This window comes from Kordia sp. (assembly GCF_965224175.1).
Lineage (GTDB): Bacteria > Bacteroidota > Bacteroidia > Flavobacteriales > Flavobacteriaceae > Kordia.
The window spans coordinates 4125561-4145706 of the sequence record NZ_OZ245041.1; the positions used below are offsets into that span (position 1 = coordinate 4125561).

Genomic DNA, 20146 nt, shown 5'->3' on the forward strand with positions numbered 1-20146 from the left:
AGAACAAAAGATTTGTGGGTGCAAATTAATTAAAAATAACTACTTCTAAGCATGCTAACTTTGTATTTTTGTGCTCAGTTAAAAAATAAATGCAATGACAACAAAACTTAGTGTGAACATAAATAAAATTGCGACACTCAGAAATTCTCGTGGTGGCGATGTTCCTAATTTGATAAAATTTGCCAAAGATGTTCAAGAATATGGTGCGGAAGGAATTACAATTCATCCACGTCCAGACGAGCGTCATATTCGGTATCAAGATGCACATGATTTAAAACCCATTGTACATACAGAATATAATATTGAAGGAAATCCTATCCAGAAATTTATGGATTTAGTCTTGGCAGTAAAGCCAACACAGGTAACTTTGGTACCAGATGCAGTAGATGCTATTACTTCAAATGCTGGTTGGGATACAATTAAACACAAAGATTTTTTGACGGAAGTTATTTCAGAATTCAAAAATAATGGTATTCGCACGTCAATATTTGTCGATCCAGTTATAGAAATGATTGATGGAGCAAAAGCTGTTGGGACAGATCGTATAGAGTTGTATACTGAAGAATTTGCACACCAATATAGTTTAGGGAATAAAAAAGCAATTCAACCCTATGTAGATTGTGCAGCACGATCAAACGAATTAGGAATTGGAGTAAATGCAGGACATGATTTAAATTTAGAGAATATAGAATTCTTTGCTAAAGAAATTCCAGGACTGCTAGAAGTCTCTATTGGGCATGCACTTATTTCTGAATCATTATACTTAGGTGTGGAAAATGTTGTGAATATGTATCTAAATAAACTAAAGGTATGATTTTACATTCTAATATTGTTGGGGCTGAAGGAAAACCGTTATTAATATTACATGGTTTCTTGGGAATGTCTGATAACTGGAAAACACTCGGAAAGAAATTTGCGGCTTCTGGATTTCAAGTGCATTTAATTGATCAGCGAAATCATGGGAGAAGCTTTCAGTCGGAAGAATTTAATTATGATCTCCTTTCGGAAGATGTAAAACGCTATTGTGAATATCATAAATTAGATCAGATCTCTCTAATAGGACATTCTATGGGAGGAAAAACTGCGATGCTATTTGCAGTAAATTATCCAGAAATGCTAGATAGATTAATTATTGTAGATATTGGTCCTAAATTCTACCCAACACATCATGAAAAAATATTAGCAGGTCTATCTGCTATTCAGCAAGTAACACTTACAAGTAGAAGTGATGCAGAAGCTATCATGAAAAAATATGTGCCAGAATTTGGAACACGTCAATTCTTACTAAAAAACTTATACTGGCAAGAAAATAAAACGCTCGGTTTACGTATCAACCTAGATTCATTAATAGAAAATGTAGAAGAAATTGGAGAAGCACTTTCTGGAATTACTACATATTCTAAAGCTACTTTGTTTCTAAAAGGAGACAAATCAGAATATATTCTTACAGGTGATGAGAAATTAATATACCAATATTTCCCAAATGCGACAATTGAACAAGTTTCAAATTCTGGACATTGGTTGCACGCTGAAAATCCAAAAGAATTTTTTGAAAAATCCTTGCTTTTTTTGAATTCTTAAGAATCGTTTTAAATTTACTATGAATGCATAATAAATTCGTTTAATTCTTGTGTTTATCATAATTTATGCTAATTTTGAAGCACTGATTTTACAAAAATTTAACCTTAAATCATCAATTTAATTATTATGAAGAAACTATTATTGGTATTGACCATCGCGTTTTCGGCTTCGGTAATGTACGCTGGAGGATATAGAGTCGGAGTACAGGGTCATAAGCAATTAGCAATGGGACATACAGGAGTTGCAGTTGTAACAAGTGCTGAATCAGCATTTTTTAACCCTGCAGGTTTGGTATACTTGGATGGGAAATTAAACGTATCACTTGGAGCAGCAGCTGTGCTGTCAAATACATCATATCAAAACAGAGAATTCGGATACACAGCAGAAGCTGATAATCCAGTAGGAACTCCGTTTTATGCATATGGATCTTACAAAATTACAGATTGGTTATCTGCTGGATTAGCAGTATACACTCCTTACGGAAGTAGAGTAGAGTGGCCAACAGATTGGGAAGGTTCTCACTTAGTAAATGAAATTGAATTGTCGGCAATCTTCGTACAGCCTACAATTTCGATTAAAATTACGGATAAATTAAGTGTTGGTGGTGGACCAATATATGTAACTGGAGCTGTAAACTTTAACAGAAACTTATCTAGAAGTTTAGCAGATGAAGCAGGAAATCGTTCAAATGTAACTATTGATGCTTCTGGTATTAATGCATGGGGATATACCATTGGTGCAATGTTTCGCCCAACGGAAAATATCAACTTAGGTTTTAACTACCGTTCAAGAATTGATATGGATGTAGAAAGAGGTGATGGTACTGCAGATTTCGAAAACTTACCGGCAGCATTAGCGCCAGGTTTTGCAGATGGAGATTTTACGGCATCTTTACCGTTACCTGCTGAATTAACTTTTGGAGCTTCTTTTAAGCCAGCTGACAAATGGTTAATTGCTTTCGATTACACAAGAACATTTTGGGATGCATACGAGTCTTTAGATGTACAATTTTTCAACGCAGCTGGATTATCAAGAAACCCAAGAAATTACAAGAACTCATCAATCTATAAAATTGGTGCGCAATATGAAGCAACTCAGAAAGTAACAGTAAGAGCTGGTTTCTATTTTGATGAATCTCCTATAAGAGATGGATTCTTTGCGCCAGAAACACCAAGACCAGACTCTGTAAACTTCACAGCTGGTTTTTCATATAACTTAAACAGTAGATGGGCAATTGATGCGTCTGTATTATACGTACATTCTAACGAAATTGATAACACATACGATAGCTTTGTAGAAGCTGGAAGACGTTTGTCATTTGGAGGAGAATATAAGTCGAATGCTTTAGTAGCAGGAATCGGAGTGTCGTATAAATTATAATATCAAAGAGCAGAAAAAGATGAAAAATAATATAAAATATTTAGCAGTATTAGCGCTAGGATTATTTGCTTGCCAACCAGAGTTTGATAATCCAATTGAGCAAAACGGAACATACACAAGTGGAAGTGTAGACTTTTCTACCTATGTAGCAGTTGGGAACTCGTTAACAGCTGGTTTCATGGATGGAACTGTATTTAGAAGCGGTCAACAAAACTCATTTCCAAACATCATGGCAGAGAAATTTGCTTTTGCTGGTGGAGGAACTTTTACACAGCCATCTTATGATGATGATGTAAATGATTCTGGAGGATTTTTATTAGCAGGAACTCCATTGCCAGGATTTGGAACACGTTTGGTAATTGATGCAAGTCAAGGAGGTCCAGAAAATTTAAATGTTGCACCAACAATGGAGTTGTCTAACTTACAAGCAACGGCTTATAATAACATGGGAGTTCCTGGAGCAAAATCATTCCATTTAGGAGCGCCTGGATATGGAGATATTACAAACCTAGCAGTTGGAGCTGCAAATCCTTACTTTGTAAGACATGCAACTACACCAGGGACGACTGTAATTGGTGATGCTGTTTCTTTAAATCCTACGTTCTTTTCACTTTGGATAGGAAACAATGATATTTTAGCATATGCTACTTCAGGAGGAGCAGGAGAAGATCAAACAGGAAACCCAAATGTATTATCGTATGGATTCAATGATATTACTGACCCAGGAGTATTTGCGTTTACGTACCAAGGTTTGATAGACGCATTAACAGCAAACGGAGCAAAAGGAGTTGTAGCTACATTGCCAGATGTAACATCTATTCCTTACTTTACAACAGTTCCTTACAACCCAATTCCAATGGATGCGCAAACAGCAGCTTTTGCAAATGGAGCGTATGCACAATATAATGGTGGATTACAATTCGCAGCTGGAAATGGATTAATCACTGCTGCAGAAGTTGCACAACGTACAATTTCTTTCTCGGCAGGTCAAAATGCAGTTGTAATTATTGATGAAGATTTAACAAATCTTACAGGATTTGGAATTCCAAGCTACAGAATGGCTACAGTTGATGATTTATTAGTATTACCTTCTTCTGCAATCATAGGAACATTAGCTGATCCTACAAATCCAGCCTCTATAAACGGAGTTGGAGTACCTTTAGCAGATAACTGGGTATTAACAGCGACTGAAATTCAATTGGTAAGAAATGCTAGAACTGCATATAATAATACAATTGTTGCTATCGCAGCAGCAAATGATTTAGCAGTAGCTGACATGGCTGTAAAATTAGAAGAATTAGTTTCTGGTTTACGTACTGCAGACGGACAAATTTATACAAACAACTACTTTGACGGATCTAGTGATGCAATTTCTACAACTGTATTCTCTTTGGATGGTGTACATCCAAACTCAAGAGGTTATGCAATTGTAGCTGACGAATTCATTAGAGTAATTAACGAAAAATATGGTGCTGATGTGCCAAGAGTGACAGCAGGATACTATCCTGGAGTGACAGTAGTTCCATCAAACTAGTCGGAAATAAGAAAAATATATACAAAAGCACTGAGAAATCGGTGCTTTTTTTATGCTTGTATGTGTACAAAAAACTAAGTTCTCTCTAGTGAAAATCGTAAGCTAATGTATAAAGCTTTAAAATTTCTGTAATTGCAGTAAAAATAAACTGATACACAATTGTTTAAAAACTTGATTCGCTTGTAAAAATAATGTACTTTTGCAACCCAATTTTCATATCACAAAAACGAAGATGAATATAACAAGAGAAAATATAGACGCGCTAAATGCAGTTGTTAAAGTAAATATCGAAAAAGAAGACTATAACGACAAAGTGACTAAAATCTTAACAGATTACAAAAAAACTGCAAACATTCCAGGTTTCAGAAAAGGACATGTGCCAATGGGGTTGGTGAAAAAACAATATGGAAAAGCAGTACTTGTTGATGAGGTAAACAAACTTTTACAAGAAGGTTTGAATAAATACCTAGTGGAAGAAAAACTTGATATTCTTGGAAACCCATTACCTAGAATGCAAGAAGAATTTGATTGGGATGCAGAAACATTCTCTTTCGAATTTGAATTAGGTTTGGCACCAGAATTTAGTGTTGACTTAAAAGAGAATGCAGTTACACAATATAATATTGTTGCTGATGACAAGATGATTGATGGACAAGTAGAGAACATCAGAAAGCAGTACGGAAAATTAATCAGTCAGGATGAAGTTACAGAAGTTTCTGAAGTAACTGGAGTTTTCTCAAATGAAGAAAAAGAAATTGAAGAAAACGCTACTTTCAGCTTAGATAAAATCAAAGGAAAGAGAAATCTAAATAAATTTGTTGGGACTAAAGTTGGAGAAACATTAACTTTAAAAACTAAAGGTTTATTCAATGAAGATAATGATTTGGTAAATTTCTTAAAAGTTTCTAATGAAGATGCAAACGGTTTAGATATCGAAGTAACTTTCAAGATTAATGAAGCTAACACAAGAGAATTGGCAGAATTAAACCAAGAGTTATTCGATAAGTTATTTGGAGAAGGAAATGTAACTTCTTTAGAAGAAGTGAAAGAGAAGATCAAAGAAGATGCAGAAAGACAATTTGTACAACAATCTGATCAACGTTTATTGAATGATGTGACAGAAGGATTAATCGAAAATACTAAATTCGATTTGCCAGCTGACTTCCTAAAGAAGTGGATTCAATCTGCAGGTGAGCAAGAATTAACGCCAGAGCAAGCTGAAGAAGAATACACAAAATCAGAAAAAGGATTGCGTTACCAATTAATCCAAGATCGTTTGGTAAAAGATAACGAAGTGCAAGTTCAATTTGAAGATTTAAAAGAATTTTCAAAACAAATGATCAAAGCACAAATGGCACAATTCGGACAAATGAATCCTAGTGATCAAGAGTTAGAAGATATCGCTGCTAGAATTTTATCAAATCAAGAAGAAGTTCGTAGATTAACAGATCAATTGTTAAGTCAAAAATTATTAGAACTTTTCAAAGAAAAAGCAAACCTTAAAAAGAAGGAAGTGACTTACGAAAACTTCGTTAAAGAAGTTTACGGAGATAGTCAGTAAGAAATAAAATACTTATATTTAAGGCGTTAAAAATTATTGTTTTAACGCCTTTTTTAATCAAAAAATATAAAGACACGAAATGAACTATAAGAAAGAATTTCATAAATACGCGACTAAACATCACGGTATCAGTAATATGTACTACGATAAAATTGTAAGTCGCATGTCTCCATCTACATTTGCAAATCCAGTAGGAATGACTCCATACATCATTGAAGAACGTCAAATGAATGTAGCGCAAATGGACGTGTTCTCTCGATTAATGATGGATAGAATTATATTTCTAGGAACAGGAATTGATGACCAAGTTGCAAATATTGTACAGGCGCAATTGCTTTTTATGGAAAGTGTAGATTCATCAAAAGACATACAAATTTATATCAACTCTCCTGGAGGAAGTGTATATGCAGGTTTAGGAATTTATGATACAATGCAATTCATTAAACCAGATGTAGCAACAATATGTACAGGTATGGCAGCTTCTATGGGAGCCGTTTTATTATGTGCAGGACAAGCAGGAAAACGTTCTGGATTAACACATTCAAGAGTGATGATTCACCAACCACTTGGAGGCGCGCAAGGACAAGCAAGTGATATTGAAATCACAGCAAGAGAAATCTTAATATTAAAAGAAGAATTATATAAAATCATTTCTAAGCATTCAGGACAATCTTACGAAAAAGTATATGAAGACTCAGATAGAGATTACTGGATGAAAGCTGATAAAGCTAAAGAATACGGAATGATTGATGAAATACTTGTTAGAGAATAATCTCGAATAAGTCAACAATACGAAATAATGGCGAAAGAAGAATTAGAATGTTCATTCTGTGGTAGAAAAAAACCAGAAACTAATCTGTTGATTGCTGGTTTAGATGCACATATCTGCGACAGATGTATAGAGCAAGCTCACGGGATTGTTCTAGAAGAATCAAAACAGTCAAGCAATGATGAATTGTCATCTGAATTGGTACTTCGCAAACCAAAACAAATCAAAGCATTCTTGGACGAATTTATTATCGGTCAAGGAGCAACAAAAAAAGTAATGTCGGTTGCTGTGTATAATCACTACAAGCGATTATTACAAGCGCCAACAAATGATGATATTGAAATTCAAAAGAGTAATATCATTATGGTTGGGCAAACAGGAACTGGGAAAACCTTAATGGCAAAAACCATTGCACGTATGTTAAATGTTCCGTTAGCAATAGTTGACGCAACAGTTTTAACTGAAGCAGGTTATGTTGGAGAAGATGTAGAAAGTATCCTAACACGTTTGTTGCAAGCTGCAGATTATAATTTGGAAAAAGCAGAACGAGGAATCGTATTTATTGATGAAATTGATAAAATTGCACGTAAAAGTGATAATCCTTCAATTACACGAGATGTTTCTGGAGAAGGTGTGCAACAAGCATTACTAAAACTTCTTGAAGGAACTGTTGTAAACGTTCCGCCAAAAGGAGGAAGAAAACATCCAGATCAAAAATTTATCGAAGTAAATACGGAAAATATCTTATTTATTGCCGGTGGAGCTTTTGATGGTATTGATCGTGTAATTACACGTAGATTAAACATGCAGGCTGTTGGATATAGTGCTTCCAAAGATGAAGAAGCAATTGATAGCGACAACTTGTTGCAATACATCATTCCAAAAGATTTAAAAGATTTCGGGTTAATTCCAGAGATTATAGGTCGTTTGCCAGTATTGACACATATGAATCCGTTAGATGCAAACACATTACGTGCTATTTTAACGGAGCCTAAAAATGCGATTATCAAACAATACAAAAAATTATTCGCTATGGATAATATTGAGTTTGATATCACGGAAGGCGCGTTAGAATTCATCGTGGAAAAAGCAATTCAATACAAACTTGGTGCGCGCGGATTACGTTCACTATGTGAAACAATCTTAACAGATGCGATGTTTGATTTGCCTGGATCAGAAGAAAAAGAATTAAAAATCACGAAAACATACGCTGAAAAAAAGCTATCGAAAGTAGCAATTAAAAAGTTAAAAGCAGTATCATAAAACAACGATAATGCACATACAGAATTTTTATATCCAATCAATAAGAAAACAATTATTGATTGGATTTTTTGTTGGACTTTGGGTGTTTATATTCTTCTACTATGTAGAGCCATTCGATATGTACGAGTTGCCGCCACCAGATCGAATATTCGCCGTATTTGGTTATACTGCGGTTGGAATACTTACGTACATCTTTACAATTCCAATTCAACGATTATTATACAAGCTTGCAGGAACTTGGACTTTTTTGCAAGAAGGACTATTTATCCTTTCATTACTTATAATTGGTGGAGGAATAGGGTACTTGTTCTTTAAATTTATTTTACTTGAAAACGACCCGTATGCGCATACTTTTTCTTATTTCTTCTTTCAAAACGTTATTCCTACCGTTTTTCTCATGATTCCAGTCATCATTTTTTTAAGATGGATGTTTAGTGAAAAAACTATTGTAGAAACAACTTCTGATACAAAAGAACGTGTCATTGTCATAAAAGGAGAAAACAAAGCAGAAGTATTGCATATCAAAGAAACGGAACTTGTTTTTATAGAATCGGCAAACAATTATGTAAAAGTGTTTTATATATTAAATGATGAATTGAAAAGTGAACTCTTCCGGAATAAAATATCTGTGTTGCAAAAAGAATTTCCATTCTTGCTAAAAACACATCGTTCATTCTTAATCAATCCAATTCATTTTTTAGAGTGGAAACGAGAATCTTCTCAAACAATTCTAATTTTAAAGCCAGAAACTACAGAAATTCCGGTGTCGAAAACCTATAAGAAGCTCTTGGTTGAAAAATTCATTAATCCCGCAGAATAAACCATTCGCCAAAGCGTAAAAATTTCACCACTCAAACCGATTCATTCGCCACAAATAGTTGTAAACACTGGAAAAATGCCTGAATATTGAACTGTCAAAACAATTAAAACAGTTTAGTATGCAGAAGAAAATATTTAGAATATTCGCCCTAACATTATTAATAATTACCACTTTTTATTGTGAAAGTTGTACCATGGTGTATCGATCTATTGCGCATGGACAAGCAGACGTTACAGATAATGAATGGCAGCCAAATGTTACTGTAGAAAAAGGAGCAGAAGATTTTATGTTTGCTGCTAAAACCGATGCCGAATTGGCTACTTTTTTAGATGAAGCTTTGGAAGAAAGTAATACGAATGCTTTTATGGTAATTAGAAATGATACCATTGTTTATGAAAAGTATTTCAATGAATATAATGAAAACTCATTATTAACGTCGTTTTCGGTTGCAAAATCATTTGTATCAGCGTTGGTAGGAATCGCCCAAGAAGAAGGTTTGTTGAACGAAAATGAGCCGATTACAACGTACTTGCCAGAATTATTGAAACAAGACCAAGATTTTGCTAAAATCACCGTAAAACACCTATTAAACATGCAAAGCGGGATTAAATTTGATGAATATCCGCGTATCAATCCATTTACAGGAATGGCTCGTTTGTACTACGGAACTAACATTCGTACAAAAATCACACATGGAATGACGATTGAAGAAGCACCAGGTCGTTTCAATTACAGAAGTATAGATACACAAGTATTAGGTGTTATTTTAGAACGCGTGACTAAAATGCCATTAGAACAATATCTATCACAAAAAATATGGAAACCACTCGGAATGAAGTCAGATGCAACATGGACAGTAGATAGCGAACGTAACAAAATGGTAAAAGCATTCTGTTGTTTAAACGCCACGACAGAAGATTTTGCGAAATTTGGAAGGTTATATCTAAATCGAGGAACATATAATGGAGTGCAAATTGTTCCGGAAGCTTGGGTAGCAAAAACAAATAGTGGAAAGAAAATATACGCACATTCTGACTATAAAAATAAATGGTGGACAAATTCACATTATGACATCTTTGAAACAGAAGCAGAAGGGAAAGCGTATGCGGTAGCAAACAATAAAGACTTTCTAAAAGCTAAAAAACTAAAAAATGGTAAATATGTATCGCATTTTCAAGGCGATGATTACAATGCATTAGGAATCCTTGGGCAGTATGTATATGTGAATCCTATAGAAAATATCATTGTGGTTCGTTTAGGAGATTCTTGGCGTAACAAAAGATTCTACCTTTCAGAATTAATCTATACCTATGTTGGAAATGGACGCTATAAGAAGATGTTACCTAAAAAGACTGAACAGCAAAGTAAACGTATAAAACAAATCTAATACGTAATCATATCTGAACTAAAAAAAAGCCCTGAAAAGGGCTTTTTTTAGTTTTTAAAACTTTAAGACATTAGTCTCTAAAACACAAACTAGTCGTGTATTCATAAGAGTATTTATTATATTGCTAATTATGAAATCAAAACTTGAACTCCCAAAAACGCTCCGTCTTTTAGAATCCTCTGAAGCTCCAAGAGACTTGGCAGTTTTAGAAAGAATTAAATTAAGTAAAACAGCTAATATAGTAGAAGGTTATACTTTGTTTCAAAATGATCCTAATTCAGAGTTTGCCTTTAAATTCTTTGCAGAAATAAATATTAACAATTCGCGACTTTGGGATTTGTTTTTGTCACTTTGTGATGAATTGCCAACAGAAGCTTCTCTTATTTTTAATGTCGTTGATGGAGATCCGAATTATGGCGAATACACAGAAAAGTTTGAAATATTAGATTTTTTAAAGGATTATAAAACAGAAATAGTTTTAGATACTTTAATGGAAATAGGAATGATTTTTCATACAGAAAATGAACTCATAGAAGTATTTATAGCAGATTGTAAATATATTAAATTTTGGGGAGTCAATGAATCTTCTTTCTTGAAAATTATGGAATCATTTTCTTTGAAAAAAGTTGAAGATATTAAATTTATTGATGAATATCCAAAGGTGAGAGAAAGTTTATTTATTTCTGAAAATGATGTAAAAAAGCCAGAAGAGTTCATGAAAATTTTAGATGAAAAATTTCAGTTTGTGTAAATAACAAAATAAAAAAGGAACGCAAACGCGTTCCTTTTTTTGGGCAATATCAGTATTATTTACAATTACTCCACGATAATGAACTCGATTCTGCGGTTCGTCTCGTGTTGTGCTTCTGAACATTTTGAACCACAGTTTTCTTTAGGCTGTGTTTCTCCATATCCATTAGAAACCAAACGGCTCGCGTCAACTCCATTGGCAATTAAATATGCCTTGGCAGAAGCAGCTCTCTTGTTAGATAAGCTATAGTTATAGCTCGCTCTTCCTCTTGTGTCAGTGTGCGCGTTGATTTCAATTTTCATTTCTGGGTTTTCAGTTAATACGTCTATAATCTTGTTTAAAGATAAAGTAGACTCGTCTTTGATTACCCATTTATTATAGTCAAAGTAGATGTTCTCTATTTTAATTACTAGCTTTTCTTCTTCTTGTACGATTTCAGCTTTCGCTTGTGGTAACTTGATTGTCATTTTATGTTTGAAATCATCACCTCTAAATGATTCAAAATCTTCTTCAGTTTCGATGAAACCATCTTTAGAAGCATGTAATGTATATGAATTATAAGGAATTACTGTTGTTGTAAAAACTCCTTTTTCATCTGTTGTGATTTTATCAACTACACGTCCATACGTATCTACTACTGTTACTGTAGCATTTGGTAAAATCATGTTTGTTTTATAGTCAACGATAGTACCTTGTAATACTTGTGTTGTTTTTTCTCTTTTGAAGTAGTAGATATCGTTTCCACCTTTTCCTCCAGCTCTGTTAGAAGTAAAGAAACCTGAATTTGACTGATCCATTAAGAAACCGAAGTCATCTTCTGTACTATTTAAAGAACTTCCCATGTTTACAGGAAAATTGAATTTTCCATCAATAATTTTACTTTCAAAAACATCTAAACCTCCTAAGTTGTAGTGTCCGTTTGAAGAGAAATACAAAGCGCTATTGTCTCCCATTACATATGGAAATCTTTCGTCTTTGTGCGTGTTGATCTCGTTTCCTAAATTCTTTGGTTCAGAATATGTTCCGTCTTCGTTGATCTTAACTGAAAATAAATCATATCCTCCTAAAGAACCTGGTATGTTTGATGAAAAATAAATTGTTTTGTTGTCTGGAGATAAAACTGGATTCTCAATAGAGTAACCTACTTGGTTAAATGGTAACATTTCAAAGTTTGTCCATTCATACTCTGGCATCTCAGCTCTAAATATCTTTAAATTATGTTGTCCATTCTCTTCAACACTTCTTGTGAAGAAAACAACATTTTGCTCATTTGAAAGTGCAACTGAACCTTCGTGATTTTCTCTTGTATTGATTGCTCTTGAAAAATTCACTAAATTTCTAATATCTCCTTTTTGGTTTAAATCTCCACAATATAAATTGTGAAACCCTTCATTTGTATTCTTGTCCTTCTTTGTAAAAAATGCCCCAATTTTTTTCGCTGAAGAAACAATAATCTTGTCTCTGAAGAATGCAGTTGCATGCTCAGAATAAGGAGTGTTAATGTTAAGGTTTTTGAATTCGTACATAAATCCGTTTGGATCTAAAGCTTTAATTGCACGATTTTCGAAGTCTTTTGCCGTTACATTGCTGTAAGTTTCACTGGTCTCAATCGCTTCTGCCTCTGGCCCTTGTGCATTTGCGAAAGTCACCGTGAAAAATGCTAAAAGTATTAGCATTGTAGGTGTATACTTTTTCATTTTAAATTTGGTATTGTAAGTATTGTTAATAATCTGATAACGTAAAGATAAAACCGCATTTCAGATACTTACACTTTTTTAGATAAATGACATGAAAATCCGATAAGGAGTATAAAATGCTAAAAATGAGGAGATAAAAACAGGTATTTTCCCCTATATAAAGGGCTATTTCCCTAAGTAATAACTTATTGCTGAATGGTATTCATTTGAAGTAATTCGTCCAAATAGATACGTTGATTTGATAATCTTGGAATTTTATGTTGTCCACCAAGTTTATCTTTCTTTTTTAACCAATCATAAAATAGTCCAGTACGAGCTACATGTAATTTTAGACTATTTAATGTTAAATTATTGAAACGTTTTGCTTCGTAGTCAGAATTTATATTTTGAAGTGCTTCATCTAAAAGAAAAGCAAATTCTCCAATATTATCTGGTGCTTTTTTAAACTCAATAATCCATTCATGAGCACCTTTTTCGCCATCTTGCATGAAAATTGGTCCTGCAGTATATTCAACAATTTTCGATTTTGTAGCTGCGCAAACACGTTTTAAAGCATCTTCCGCATTTTCAATAATTAATTCTTCTCCAAAAACGTTGATGTGATGTTTGGTTCTACCTGTAACCTTAATTCGATGCGGACTCGTTGAGGTAAAACGAATGGTGTCACCAATCATATAACGCCACAAACCTGCATTAGTAGTAATGACAACGGCATAATTTTGTCCAATTTCTACATCAGACAACGGAATTACTTTTTGATCTGGTGTATGAAATGTGTCCATGGGTATAAACTCATAAAAAATACCGTAATCGAGCATTAATAAGAGTTCACTAGAATCATTTTGATCCTGAATGGCGAAGAAACCTTCTGACGCGTTGTAAATTTCGTAATATTTAAATTCAGGTTTTGGCAATAAGTTGCGATATTGCTCTTCATACGGTGCAAAACTTACGCCTCCATGAAAATACACTTCTAAATTTTCCCAAACTTCAAATAAATTTGCTTTTTGAGTTTGTTCTAAAACTTCATTCAATAAAACCAGCATCCAAGATGGAACACCGGCAAGGCTAGTTACGTTTTCACGTAATGTTTCTTTAATAATAGCATCAATCTTAATTTCCCAATCGCCCATTAAGGATACTTTATTACTCGGCGTACTACTAAATTCTGCCCAAAGCGGTAAATTATCAATCAAAATTGCAGATAAATCACCATAATAAGTTCCGTTTTGCTCGTATAATTCTTTGCTTCCGCCTAAGCGTAAACTTTTTCCATTAAACATTTGCGAGCCTTCATTGTTGTTTAAATACATACACAATAAATCCTTGCTTGCTGCATAATGGCATAACTCTAAAGAATCATCACTTACGGGAATAAACTTACTTTTTGCATTCGTAGTTCCGCTTGATTTGGCGAACCATTTAATAGGTTTTGGCCAAAATATATTCGATTCTCCTTTGCGGGAACGTTCAATAATCGGTTGAATGTCTTCGTATGTAGTTACAGGAATACGTTCCGTAAATGTTTTGTAGTCTGTAATGCTCGAAAAATCGTATTGCTTTCCTATTTCTGTCTTTTTTGCCGTAGTAACTAAAGTCATAAGTAGTTCTAACTGAACTTCATTTGGGTTACTTAAAAAAAACTCTATCTGAGAGATACGTTTTTTTAAGAACCAAGAAGCGATAGAATTTACTAATGGTATCGGCATTGTGTGTTAGGTTATTCGGTTGTGATTTTAGCTGTTAAAATATGGTTGCTAGCAAAAAGTTTTTTACATTCGTCATCGATTTTCTTAAGAAGCAATCATATCTTTAAGTGAATAAAAATAGCAAAAATCTTTAATGATGTATCAAGGTGTTTTAACAAAAATGCAAACGGAGTTTGGAAAACCGATTCAATATTATCTAAATTTTGAGGATGATTTCCTGAATATGAATCAATTACTTAATAAAACACTAACGCTTAATTTTGAAAAATTTGAATGTCTAAATTGCCATTTAGAGAAAGAAATTTACCGACAAGGATTTTGTAAAAGCTGTTTTTTTGAAATTCCAACTGCTGGCGACTGGATTATGCGTCCTGAATTGAGTACAGCACATTTAGGTATCGAAGATCGTGATTTGGAATACGAGAAAAAAGTGCAATTACAACCACATATTGTGTATTTGGCATTGTCTAGCGAAGTAAAAGTTGGAGTTACCCGAAAACCACAAGTGCCAACACGTTGGATAGATCAAGGAGCTGTAAAAGCTGTAGAAATTGTGGAAGTTCCTAATAGATATTTGGCAGGAATTACAGAAGTTGCTTTAAAATCGTATGTGTCCGATAAAACCAACTGGCGAAAAATGCTTCAAAATTTAAATGAAGATGCTGACTTGCTAGCCAAAAAAGAAGAATTACAACAATTTATTCCTGAAGAAGCAAAATCATTTTACTTAGCAAATAGGGAAGTAGTGGAACTTGATTTTCCTGTAATTTCATATCCAGAAAAAGTGAAAAGCTTAAACTTGAAGAAAACGCCAAACTATCAAGGAGTTTTAAAAGGTATCAAAGGACAATACTTGATTTTTGAAGACAATACCGTATTCAATGTACGTGGAAATGAAGGTTTGGTAGTGAGTTTGCAAATTAGCTAATTTGAAAATGTCTCAATTTGATAATTGTATAAACTACAAGTTTCAGATTACTTTTTGGTCATTGAATAAAATTATTGAGATCTACTATAAAAATAAAAAACTATCAAAAGATCATTTGCTAAAATTACTAAAAGCGTAAGCGAAGTTAAAGTGAAGCCTAGTAATCTAATAGCTAAGAAATCCCTAACTAAACATATACTTTAGTAATTGTACACAACCAATTACAAACAAAAGCACACCAATTACACGATTGATCATCAAAGCAATGTTCTGTACTTTGTTTTTTATTAAAATACTAAATCGGCTGTAGCCATACAGTGTGAGTAATTTTCCTAAATACACACCAGAGAAGAATACAAATAGAATTGCTAAAGAAGAATTCATGTTCAATTGAAAGTTGTTCTGATTTAAATATGAAATCATAAACAACCAATATACCAATACAGGTGGATTTAACAATCCAAGAAATAAACCTGTTACATACTTGGACATTTTAAATTTTTTCTCGCGTGTTTCTTTTTGTTTTTTGAAGAATAAAACACCACCAATTAAAAATAGTAAAATTGCGATCATAATTTGAATCCATTGATTCATATTAATAAAATCAGCAACCATTACGCTGCAATGTAGTGCGTAAAATGAAATGATAATCTCAGCAATTCCGGCAGCAAAAGCAATTTTCATTGCATTGCGCGCATCGGCACGTAATGTAGTATTGATTACAGAAATATTTACGGTTCCTAAAGGAACTGCGCCAATAAACGTCACTAAAATACCAACCGCAAAGTATATTAAAAATTCCATGAGGTATTGGTAGGAAGTTTTACACAATCATTACAAATTGGAATTAAAAAAAATAAATTTGAAGCAGAATTTTAAACTAGAAGCTATACATTCGAGTACAATTGAGAATTTTAGAATGTTTTCTTTTTTATCAAATCTCTACTGTACTCGATTTGCACTTATGTTGAAATATTAGTCATTACATGGGTCGCATCTATGTTCTTCAGCACTCATAGAACAATAAAGAGTAATAAATGTTCCTCCTTTTAAGCTATTTGCGTCATTGCTTGAAAGGTTGGAAATAGACTTTTTGTTAAATTTCAATAAATTAAGATTCTTTTTTTTCATGATATAAAGTTTTGATTAAAGCAAAAAAATATAAAAACAAATCATGAGTCATTTACGGGAATGCCGTACTTAACATTTAAAGTGTAATTGTTTTACAAACCCACAAAAAATCAATTTACAGAATCCTTCTTTTTCTTCTCGGTTTCTTTCTTCTTGTCGCGTTTTCTTAAAAGACTATTTACAAAGCTTCCTAGATTGTCATTTGAAGAATCAGGAGTCGTTACTGTAGAATCTTTTTTCTTATTGTTTCCGCCAAGTATGCCGCCAATAAGATCATTTAATTGTTCATTTCCTGTGTCTACATCTTTTAATGCTTCTTGTGCCTTTACTTTGGCTAGTTTTACTGCTAAATCTTTAGTAGCACTTGCTAAATCAGTAGAGAAATTTGGACTTGTAAAGTTTCCTGTAATTTTTGTAGAGACTGGAATTGTAATATTTTTTGCTTCTTCTGATTTAATGTCAGACAATAAAGAAGTTACTTCCGAACCTAAATATTTGGCAGGCACTTGAAATGTCGCATTATAGTTTAACGATTGATCGAATCCGTGACTTCCATCTACCGTAATTTCAATGTCTTTATAGTTGAAAGAAAATGGTTTTACACTCACTTTTCCGTCATCAAATGACAACTTTGCTTTAATGTCTTCAATGTCAATTTTATTCAAGTCAATAAAAGACAGTTTATCATTGATAGTATTGAAAAAATCGATGTTCTGAGATTTCAAAGTTGTTGTAATTAATTCTGCAAAAGCATTTCCAGAAATCGTAGTTAAATTTGGTGTATAGCTTTCGCTTAAATCACCTTTGAGCGCTATTTTAGTATTTAATTTTCCATCTAAAGCTTTCGCGATTGGAGCAATAGTTTGCAATAATTCCAATCCGTTGAATGATTTCGAAAGATTGAAGGAATTCATGTCTAAATCCATGGCAAAAGTTGGGATGTCAGTTTTGGTCGAAACCAAACCACTCATGGCAATTTTTCCGTCAAAAACATCTGAAGTTACATTTTTTAAAATGGCTTCTCCATCATCTAAAGTTAATTTTCCTTTTACATTATTCAATTGTATATTATCGTAAAATACCTTTTTTGAATTTACATTGATATTACAATCTAAAAACGCTGGAATTTTTAAAGCTTCTCCTTCTTCAACTTTTGTGTTTTGATTTTCACTTCCTGCTTCACTTGCCACCATAAAATCACTTACATAAAATGCATTCGAATTTACATTGAAATTTCCCTTTAATTTGTCTTCATTAAATAGAAAACCTAGCAAATTTTCAATAGTTCCTGTAGCGTTAAAATCACTTTTGCCACTTTTAGCATCAAATTTCTTTAATGAAATCTTCCCAGGTACAAAATCAATGGTAGCTTCAGAAATCGCTAAGGGATTTACAACATCTTTTGAAGAAAATAAAAAGTCAGATACTTTTAAGTTTCCATTATTTTTAATGCGTTGATATTGTTCTTTTTCAATAGCATTCATGTCAAAACTTGTTGTCAAGTTTGCATCGAGTATTCCGCTTAATTCTTTGTCTAATTCTATAGGATATGCTTTGGAAATATTTCCTAAATCGAGTTTTCCAACGATGGTAGCTTTTACTTTTGGATTTGTGGTTAACTGTGAAAGTGTTCCGTTTCCACGAAAAGAATCTTGATCAATTTTAAAAGCCAAATCATTAATTGCTATATAGGTATCTTCTGTTTTTCCAGTTGTATTTTTTAATTGCGCGTCAATGTTAATATTTTGAACACTTTTGGGTAAATCAGGATATTTAAAAGAAGCATTGTTTGATACTACTTTGATGTCTATTTTAGGAATGTGATTAGCATCTACAATACCTTTGATTTCTCCTGAAACTTCAAAATTCCCAGAAGTTTGTACACTTGAAATGTTTTGAGCATATGCTTCCGGAATAACGGCTAAAAAGTTTTTAAAATCAGAAGATGGTGTTTGTAGTTGTAAATCGATTTCTTGCGACTTTGGATTTATTTTTACAAAACCATCAAACTTCAATGGCAACTGATTGATGAGTGCTTCGTTTTCTAGAAATGTATATTTTCCATTTGCTAAATCCATTCCAATAAGCGCATCTAACTTAATATGTTGTTTGTTGATATAATTCATATCGTCAATAGCAAACGAAATAAGTGCATCTGTCGTCGTTTCTAATTCGGAAGTAGCTAATGAGAAATCGCCAAAACCTTCATGTTGTAATTTTTCAATAGCAAGAAAAGTTTTGCCTTTTGCATCATGATAATTGATGTCAGTATTTAGAATATGATAATTGTCTATTTTAAATTTAAAATCGGATGTTTCCGTAACATTTTCAGCAGTTTCGGTAGTTTCACTTGGTTTTGCAATATCATAATTTGCATTTCCAGCCGCATCAACCTTTATATTTAGTTTTGCGTTATCAATTGTAAAACTATAAATCTGTATTGCTTCGTCTGAACCTTTAAAAAGTTCGCCAATTGCGGTAGTTACGGCAACTTCTTTTCCATAAAATAATGTATCGTTTTCAAAAGGTGCATTATTGATGACTTCTACTTCTTCTAATACAATAGAAGCTTTTGGGAAGTTTCTAAAAAAACTAACATCTGCATCTGTAAAATCAACTTTAGCATTTACATTTTCATTGATGGTTTCTTTTACCATTGCAATAATTTTATCCTTAAATAAATAAGGAGTAGCTGCTAAAGCAATGATTAAAATTAGTAGTGTGATTCCAGTTATTTTTAATATTTTTTTCACTTTCATGAGTCCGGCTTTTTTGCATCATCTAATAAAGTGAAATTTCAAAAAATCACTGTTAAGAAGGTGATAAATTTTCAGAATAATCATCTAAGTCAATCTCTTCCCCAATTTTCAAGCCAAAACGCTTTCTAAAGAGATAAACTATTAAATATAAAAATGGAGTGTCTACAAATGCAACTAGAACTTTAAAGATAACACCAGCAGCAATAAGCCCTACATATTTATCCCAAGGAATAATTTCAAAGAAAGATAATAAGGTAATAACAGATACGGTATCTACAATTTGTGAAGCAAACGTAGAGAAGTTATTTCGTAACCATAAATGTTTTCCTTTGGTGAGTTTTTTCCAAAAATGGTATAAATGAATGTCTATAAATTGCGCAAATAAATAAGCCAGCATTGATGCCAAAACCGCCAAAGGTGCATTTCCAAATACATGCGTAAAAGTATCGTCGTTTACGTGTGACCATGAAGTTGCAGGAACGCTTTTAGAGATATAAATAATTCCTAAAGAAAAAACAGAAGCAAAAATTCCTGCAATAACCACTTGATTGGCTTTCTTTTTACCATAAATTTCAGAAATGGCATCAGTAATTAAAAAAGTTAGCGGATAAGGTAAAAGACCTACGGAAATTTCAAAAAGATTTTCTCCAAAAACTTTAATGTTGAATGGATACCAATAGAAAAATTTCTGGAAAATTAAGTTAGAAACTACTAAGGAAGTGATGAAAAGAGCCGCTAAATACAGGTAGATTTTAGCAGCAAGTTTTTTGTCGGCTACTGTCATTCTGTAAAGATACTAAACTTTATTCGATGTGATTTGTATATGTTTTAAAATCAGAATAAGAGTAGCAGTCGTAATATATAAATTACGAGTCG

General features: G+C 33.0%; 17 protein-coding genes. 11 read left to right on the top strand and 6 right to left on the bottom strand.

From position 1 onward, the window contains the following. Positions 1-94: 94 nt before the first annotated feature. From ACOQOS_RS17835 to ACOQOS_RS17880, 10 genes are all read left to right on the top strand, one after another. The gene (locus ACOQOS_RS17835; RefSeq protein ID WP_420571830.1) at positions 95-814 is read left to right on the top strand and encodes a pyridoxine 5'-phosphate synthase; all 720 of its coding nucleotides are present in this window, start codon (positions 95-97) and stop codon (positions 812-814) included. Then, positions 811-1581, top strand: a complete 771-nt coding sequence (locus ACOQOS_RS17840; protein ID WP_420571831.1) for an alpha/beta fold hydrolase — start codon at positions 811-813, stop codon at positions 1579-1581. Before ACOQOS_RS17835 ends, ACOQOS_RS17840 begins: the two co-directional genes overlap by 4 nt. Positions 1582-1707: 126 nt before the next feature. After that, a complete protein-coding gene (locus ACOQOS_RS17845) occupies positions 1708-2961 on the top strand; it encodes an OmpP1/FadL family transporter (RefSeq protein ID WP_420571832.1) in 1254 nt (417 codons plus the stop codon). Positions 2962-2980: 19 nt separating this feature from the next. Continuing rightward, positions 2981-4495, top strand: a complete 1515-nt coding sequence (locus tag ACOQOS_RS17850) for a G-D-S-L family lipolytic protein (RefSeq protein WP_420571833.1) — start codon at positions 2981-2983, stop codon at positions 4493-4495. A 232-nt stretch (positions 4496-4727) separates the two neighbouring features. Continuing rightward, on the top strand, positions 4728-6056 hold the full coding sequence (tig, locus tag ACOQOS_RS17855) for a trigger factor (protein ID WP_420571834.1): 1329 nt from the start codon (positions 4728-4730) through the stop codon (positions 6054-6056). A gap of 79 nt (positions 6057-6135) precedes the next feature. Beyond that, positions 6136-6828: an ATP-dependent Clp endopeptidase proteolytic subunit ClpP gene (gene clpP, locus ACOQOS_RS17860; protein ID WP_420571835.1), complete on the top strand. Its 693-nt coding sequence runs from the start codon at positions 6136-6138 to the stop codon at positions 6826-6828. 27 nt (positions 6829-6855) lie between these two features. Further along, positions 6856-8088 carry an ATP-dependent Clp protease ATP-binding subunit ClpX gene (clpX, locus tag ACOQOS_RS17865; protein ID WP_420571836.1) on the top strand — a complete coding sequence of 411 codons (1233 nt, stop codon included), beginning with the start codon at positions 6856-6858 and terminating at the stop codon, positions 8086-8088. Between the two features lie 10 nt (positions 8089-8098). Next, a complete protein-coding gene (locus ACOQOS_RS17870) occupies positions 8099-8908 on the top strand; it encodes a LytTR family DNA-binding domain-containing protein (RefSeq protein WP_420571837.1) in 810 nt (269 codons plus the stop codon). A 118-nt stretch (positions 8909-9026) separates the two neighbouring features. After that, the gene (locus tag ACOQOS_RS17875; RefSeq protein WP_420571838.1) at positions 9027-10295 is read left to right on the top strand and encodes a serine hydrolase domain-containing protein; all 1269 of its coding nucleotides are present in this window, start codon (positions 9027-9029) and stop codon (positions 10293-10295) included. A gap of 130 nt (positions 10296-10425) precedes the next feature. Then, positions 10426-11046: a hypothetical protein gene (locus ACOQOS_RS17880; RefSeq protein ID WP_420571839.1), complete on the top strand. Its 621-nt coding sequence runs from the start codon at positions 10426-10428 to the stop codon at positions 11044-11046. Between the two features lie 65 nt (positions 11047-11111). Here ACOQOS_RS17880 and ACOQOS_RS17885 read toward each other — a convergent pair whose 3' ends face one another. Together ACOQOS_RS17885 and ACOQOS_RS17890 are read right to left on the bottom strand one after the other, a co-directional pair. Beyond that, positions 11112-12743 carry an OmpA family protein gene (locus tag ACOQOS_RS17885; protein ID WP_420571840.1) on the bottom strand — a complete coding sequence of 544 codons (1632 nt, stop codon included), beginning with the start codon at positions 12741-12743 and terminating at the stop codon, positions 11112-11114. A gap of 185 nt (positions 12744-12928) precedes the next feature. Next, positions 12929-14452, bottom strand: coding sequence for a GH3 auxin-responsive promoter family protein (locus ACOQOS_RS17890; RefSeq protein WP_420571841.1), 1524 nt, complete (start codon positions 14450-14452; stop codon positions 12929-12931). 133 nt (positions 14453-14585) lie between these two features. Here ACOQOS_RS17890 and ACOQOS_RS17895 point away from each other — a divergent pair, with 133 nt between their 5' ends. Beyond that, entirely contained in the window at positions 14586-15380 is a 795-nt protein-coding gene (locus ACOQOS_RS17895; RefSeq protein WP_420571842.1) for a DUF2797 domain-containing protein, read from the top strand. A gap of 183 nt (positions 15381-15563) precedes the next feature. Here the strand turns inward: ACOQOS_RS17895 and ACOQOS_RS17900 are convergent, their stop codons facing one another. The 4 genes from ACOQOS_RS17900 to ACOQOS_RS17915 form a co-directional block, all read right to left on the bottom strand. Beyond that, on the bottom strand, positions 15564-16184 hold the full coding sequence (locus tag ACOQOS_RS17900; RefSeq protein ID WP_420571843.1) for a LysE family transporter: 621 nt from the start codon (positions 16182-16184) through the stop codon (positions 15564-15566). A gap of 171 nt (positions 16185-16355) precedes the next feature. Beyond that, the gene (locus ACOQOS_RS17905) at positions 16356-16511 is read right to left on the bottom strand and encodes a class I lanthipeptide (protein ID WP_420571844.1); all 156 of its coding nucleotides are present in this window, start codon (positions 16509-16511) and stop codon (positions 16356-16358) included. 110 nt (positions 16512-16621) lie between these two features. After that, positions 16622-19270: an AsmA-like C-terminal region-containing protein gene (locus ACOQOS_RS17910; RefSeq protein ID WP_420571845.1), complete on the bottom strand. Its 2649-nt coding sequence runs from the start codon at positions 19268-19270 to the stop codon at positions 16622-16624. 52 nt (positions 19271-19322) lie between these two features. After that, on the bottom strand, positions 19323-20054 hold the full coding sequence (locus ACOQOS_RS17915; protein WP_420571846.1) for a queuosine precursor transporter: 732 nt from the start codon (positions 20052-20054) through the stop codon (positions 19323-19325). Positions 20055-20146 lie beyond the last annotated feature (92 nt).

Excerpts from the sequence above, each read along its gene's own strand:
- ACOQOS_RS17895 (WP_420571842.1), top strand. The coding sequence starts at position 14,586 with ATGATGTATCAAGGTGTTTTAACAAAAATGCAAACGGAGTTTGGAAAA.
- ACOQOS_RS17845 (WP_420571832.1), top strand. The coding sequence starts at position 1,708 with ATGAAGAAACTATTATTGGTATTGACCATCGCGTTTTCGGCTTCGGTA.
- ACOQOS_RS17900 (WP_420571843.1), bottom strand. The coding sequence starts at position 16,184 with ATGGAATTTTTAATATACTTTGCGGTTGGTATTTTAGTGACGTTTATT.
- ACOQOS_RS17910 (WP_420571845.1), bottom strand. The coding sequence starts at position 19,270 with ATGAAAGTGAAAAAAATATTAAAAATAACTGGAATCACACTACTAATT.
- ACOQOS_RS17870 (WP_420571837.1), top strand. The coding sequence starts at position 8,099 with ATGCACATACAGAATTTTTATATCCAATCAATAAGAAAACAATTATTG.
- ACOQOS_RS17885 (WP_420571840.1), bottom strand. The coding sequence starts at position 12,743 with ATGAAAAAGTATACACCTACAATGCTAATACTTTTAGCATTTTTCACG.
- ACOQOS_RS17840 (WP_420571831.1), top strand. The coding sequence starts at position 811 with ATGATTTTACATTCTAATATTGTTGGGGCTGAAGGAAAACCGTTATTA.
- clpP (WP_420571835.1), top strand. The coding sequence starts at position 6,136 with ATGAACTATAAGAAAGAATTTCATAAATACGCGACTAAACATCACGGT.
- ACOQOS_RS17880 (WP_420571839.1), top strand. The coding sequence starts at position 10,426 with ATGAAATCAAAACTTGAACTCCCAAAAACGCTCCGTCTTTTAGAATCC.
- ACOQOS_RS17835 (WP_420571830.1), top strand. The coding sequence starts at position 95 with ATGACAACAAAACTTAGTGTGAACATAAATAAAATTGCGACACTCAGA.
- ACOQOS_RS17850 (WP_420571833.1), top strand. The coding sequence starts at position 2,981 with ATGAAAAATAATATAAAATATTTAGCAGTATTAGCGCTAGGATTATTT.
- ACOQOS_RS17890 (WP_420571841.1), bottom strand. The coding sequence starts at position 14,452 with ATGCCGATACCATTAGTAAATTCTATCGCTTCTTGGTTCTTAAAAAAA.
- ACOQOS_RS17905 (WP_420571844.1), bottom strand. The coding sequence starts at position 16,511 with ATGAAAAAAAAGAATCTTAATTTATTGAAATTTAACAAAAAGTCTATT.
- clpX (WP_420571836.1), top strand. The coding sequence starts at position 6,856 with ATGGCGAAAGAAGAATTAGAATGTTCATTCTGTGGTAGAAAAAAACCA.
- ACOQOS_RS17915 (WP_420571846.1), bottom strand. The coding sequence starts at position 20,054 with ATGACAGTAGCCGACAAAAAACTTGCTGCTAAAATCTACCTGTATTTA.
- tig (WP_420571834.1), top strand. The coding sequence starts at position 4,728 with ATGAATATAACAAGAGAAAATATAGACGCGCTAAATGCAGTTGTTAAA.
- ACOQOS_RS17875 (WP_420571838.1), top strand. The coding sequence starts at position 9,027 with ATGCAGAAGAAAATATTTAGAATATTCGCCCTAACATTATTAATAATT.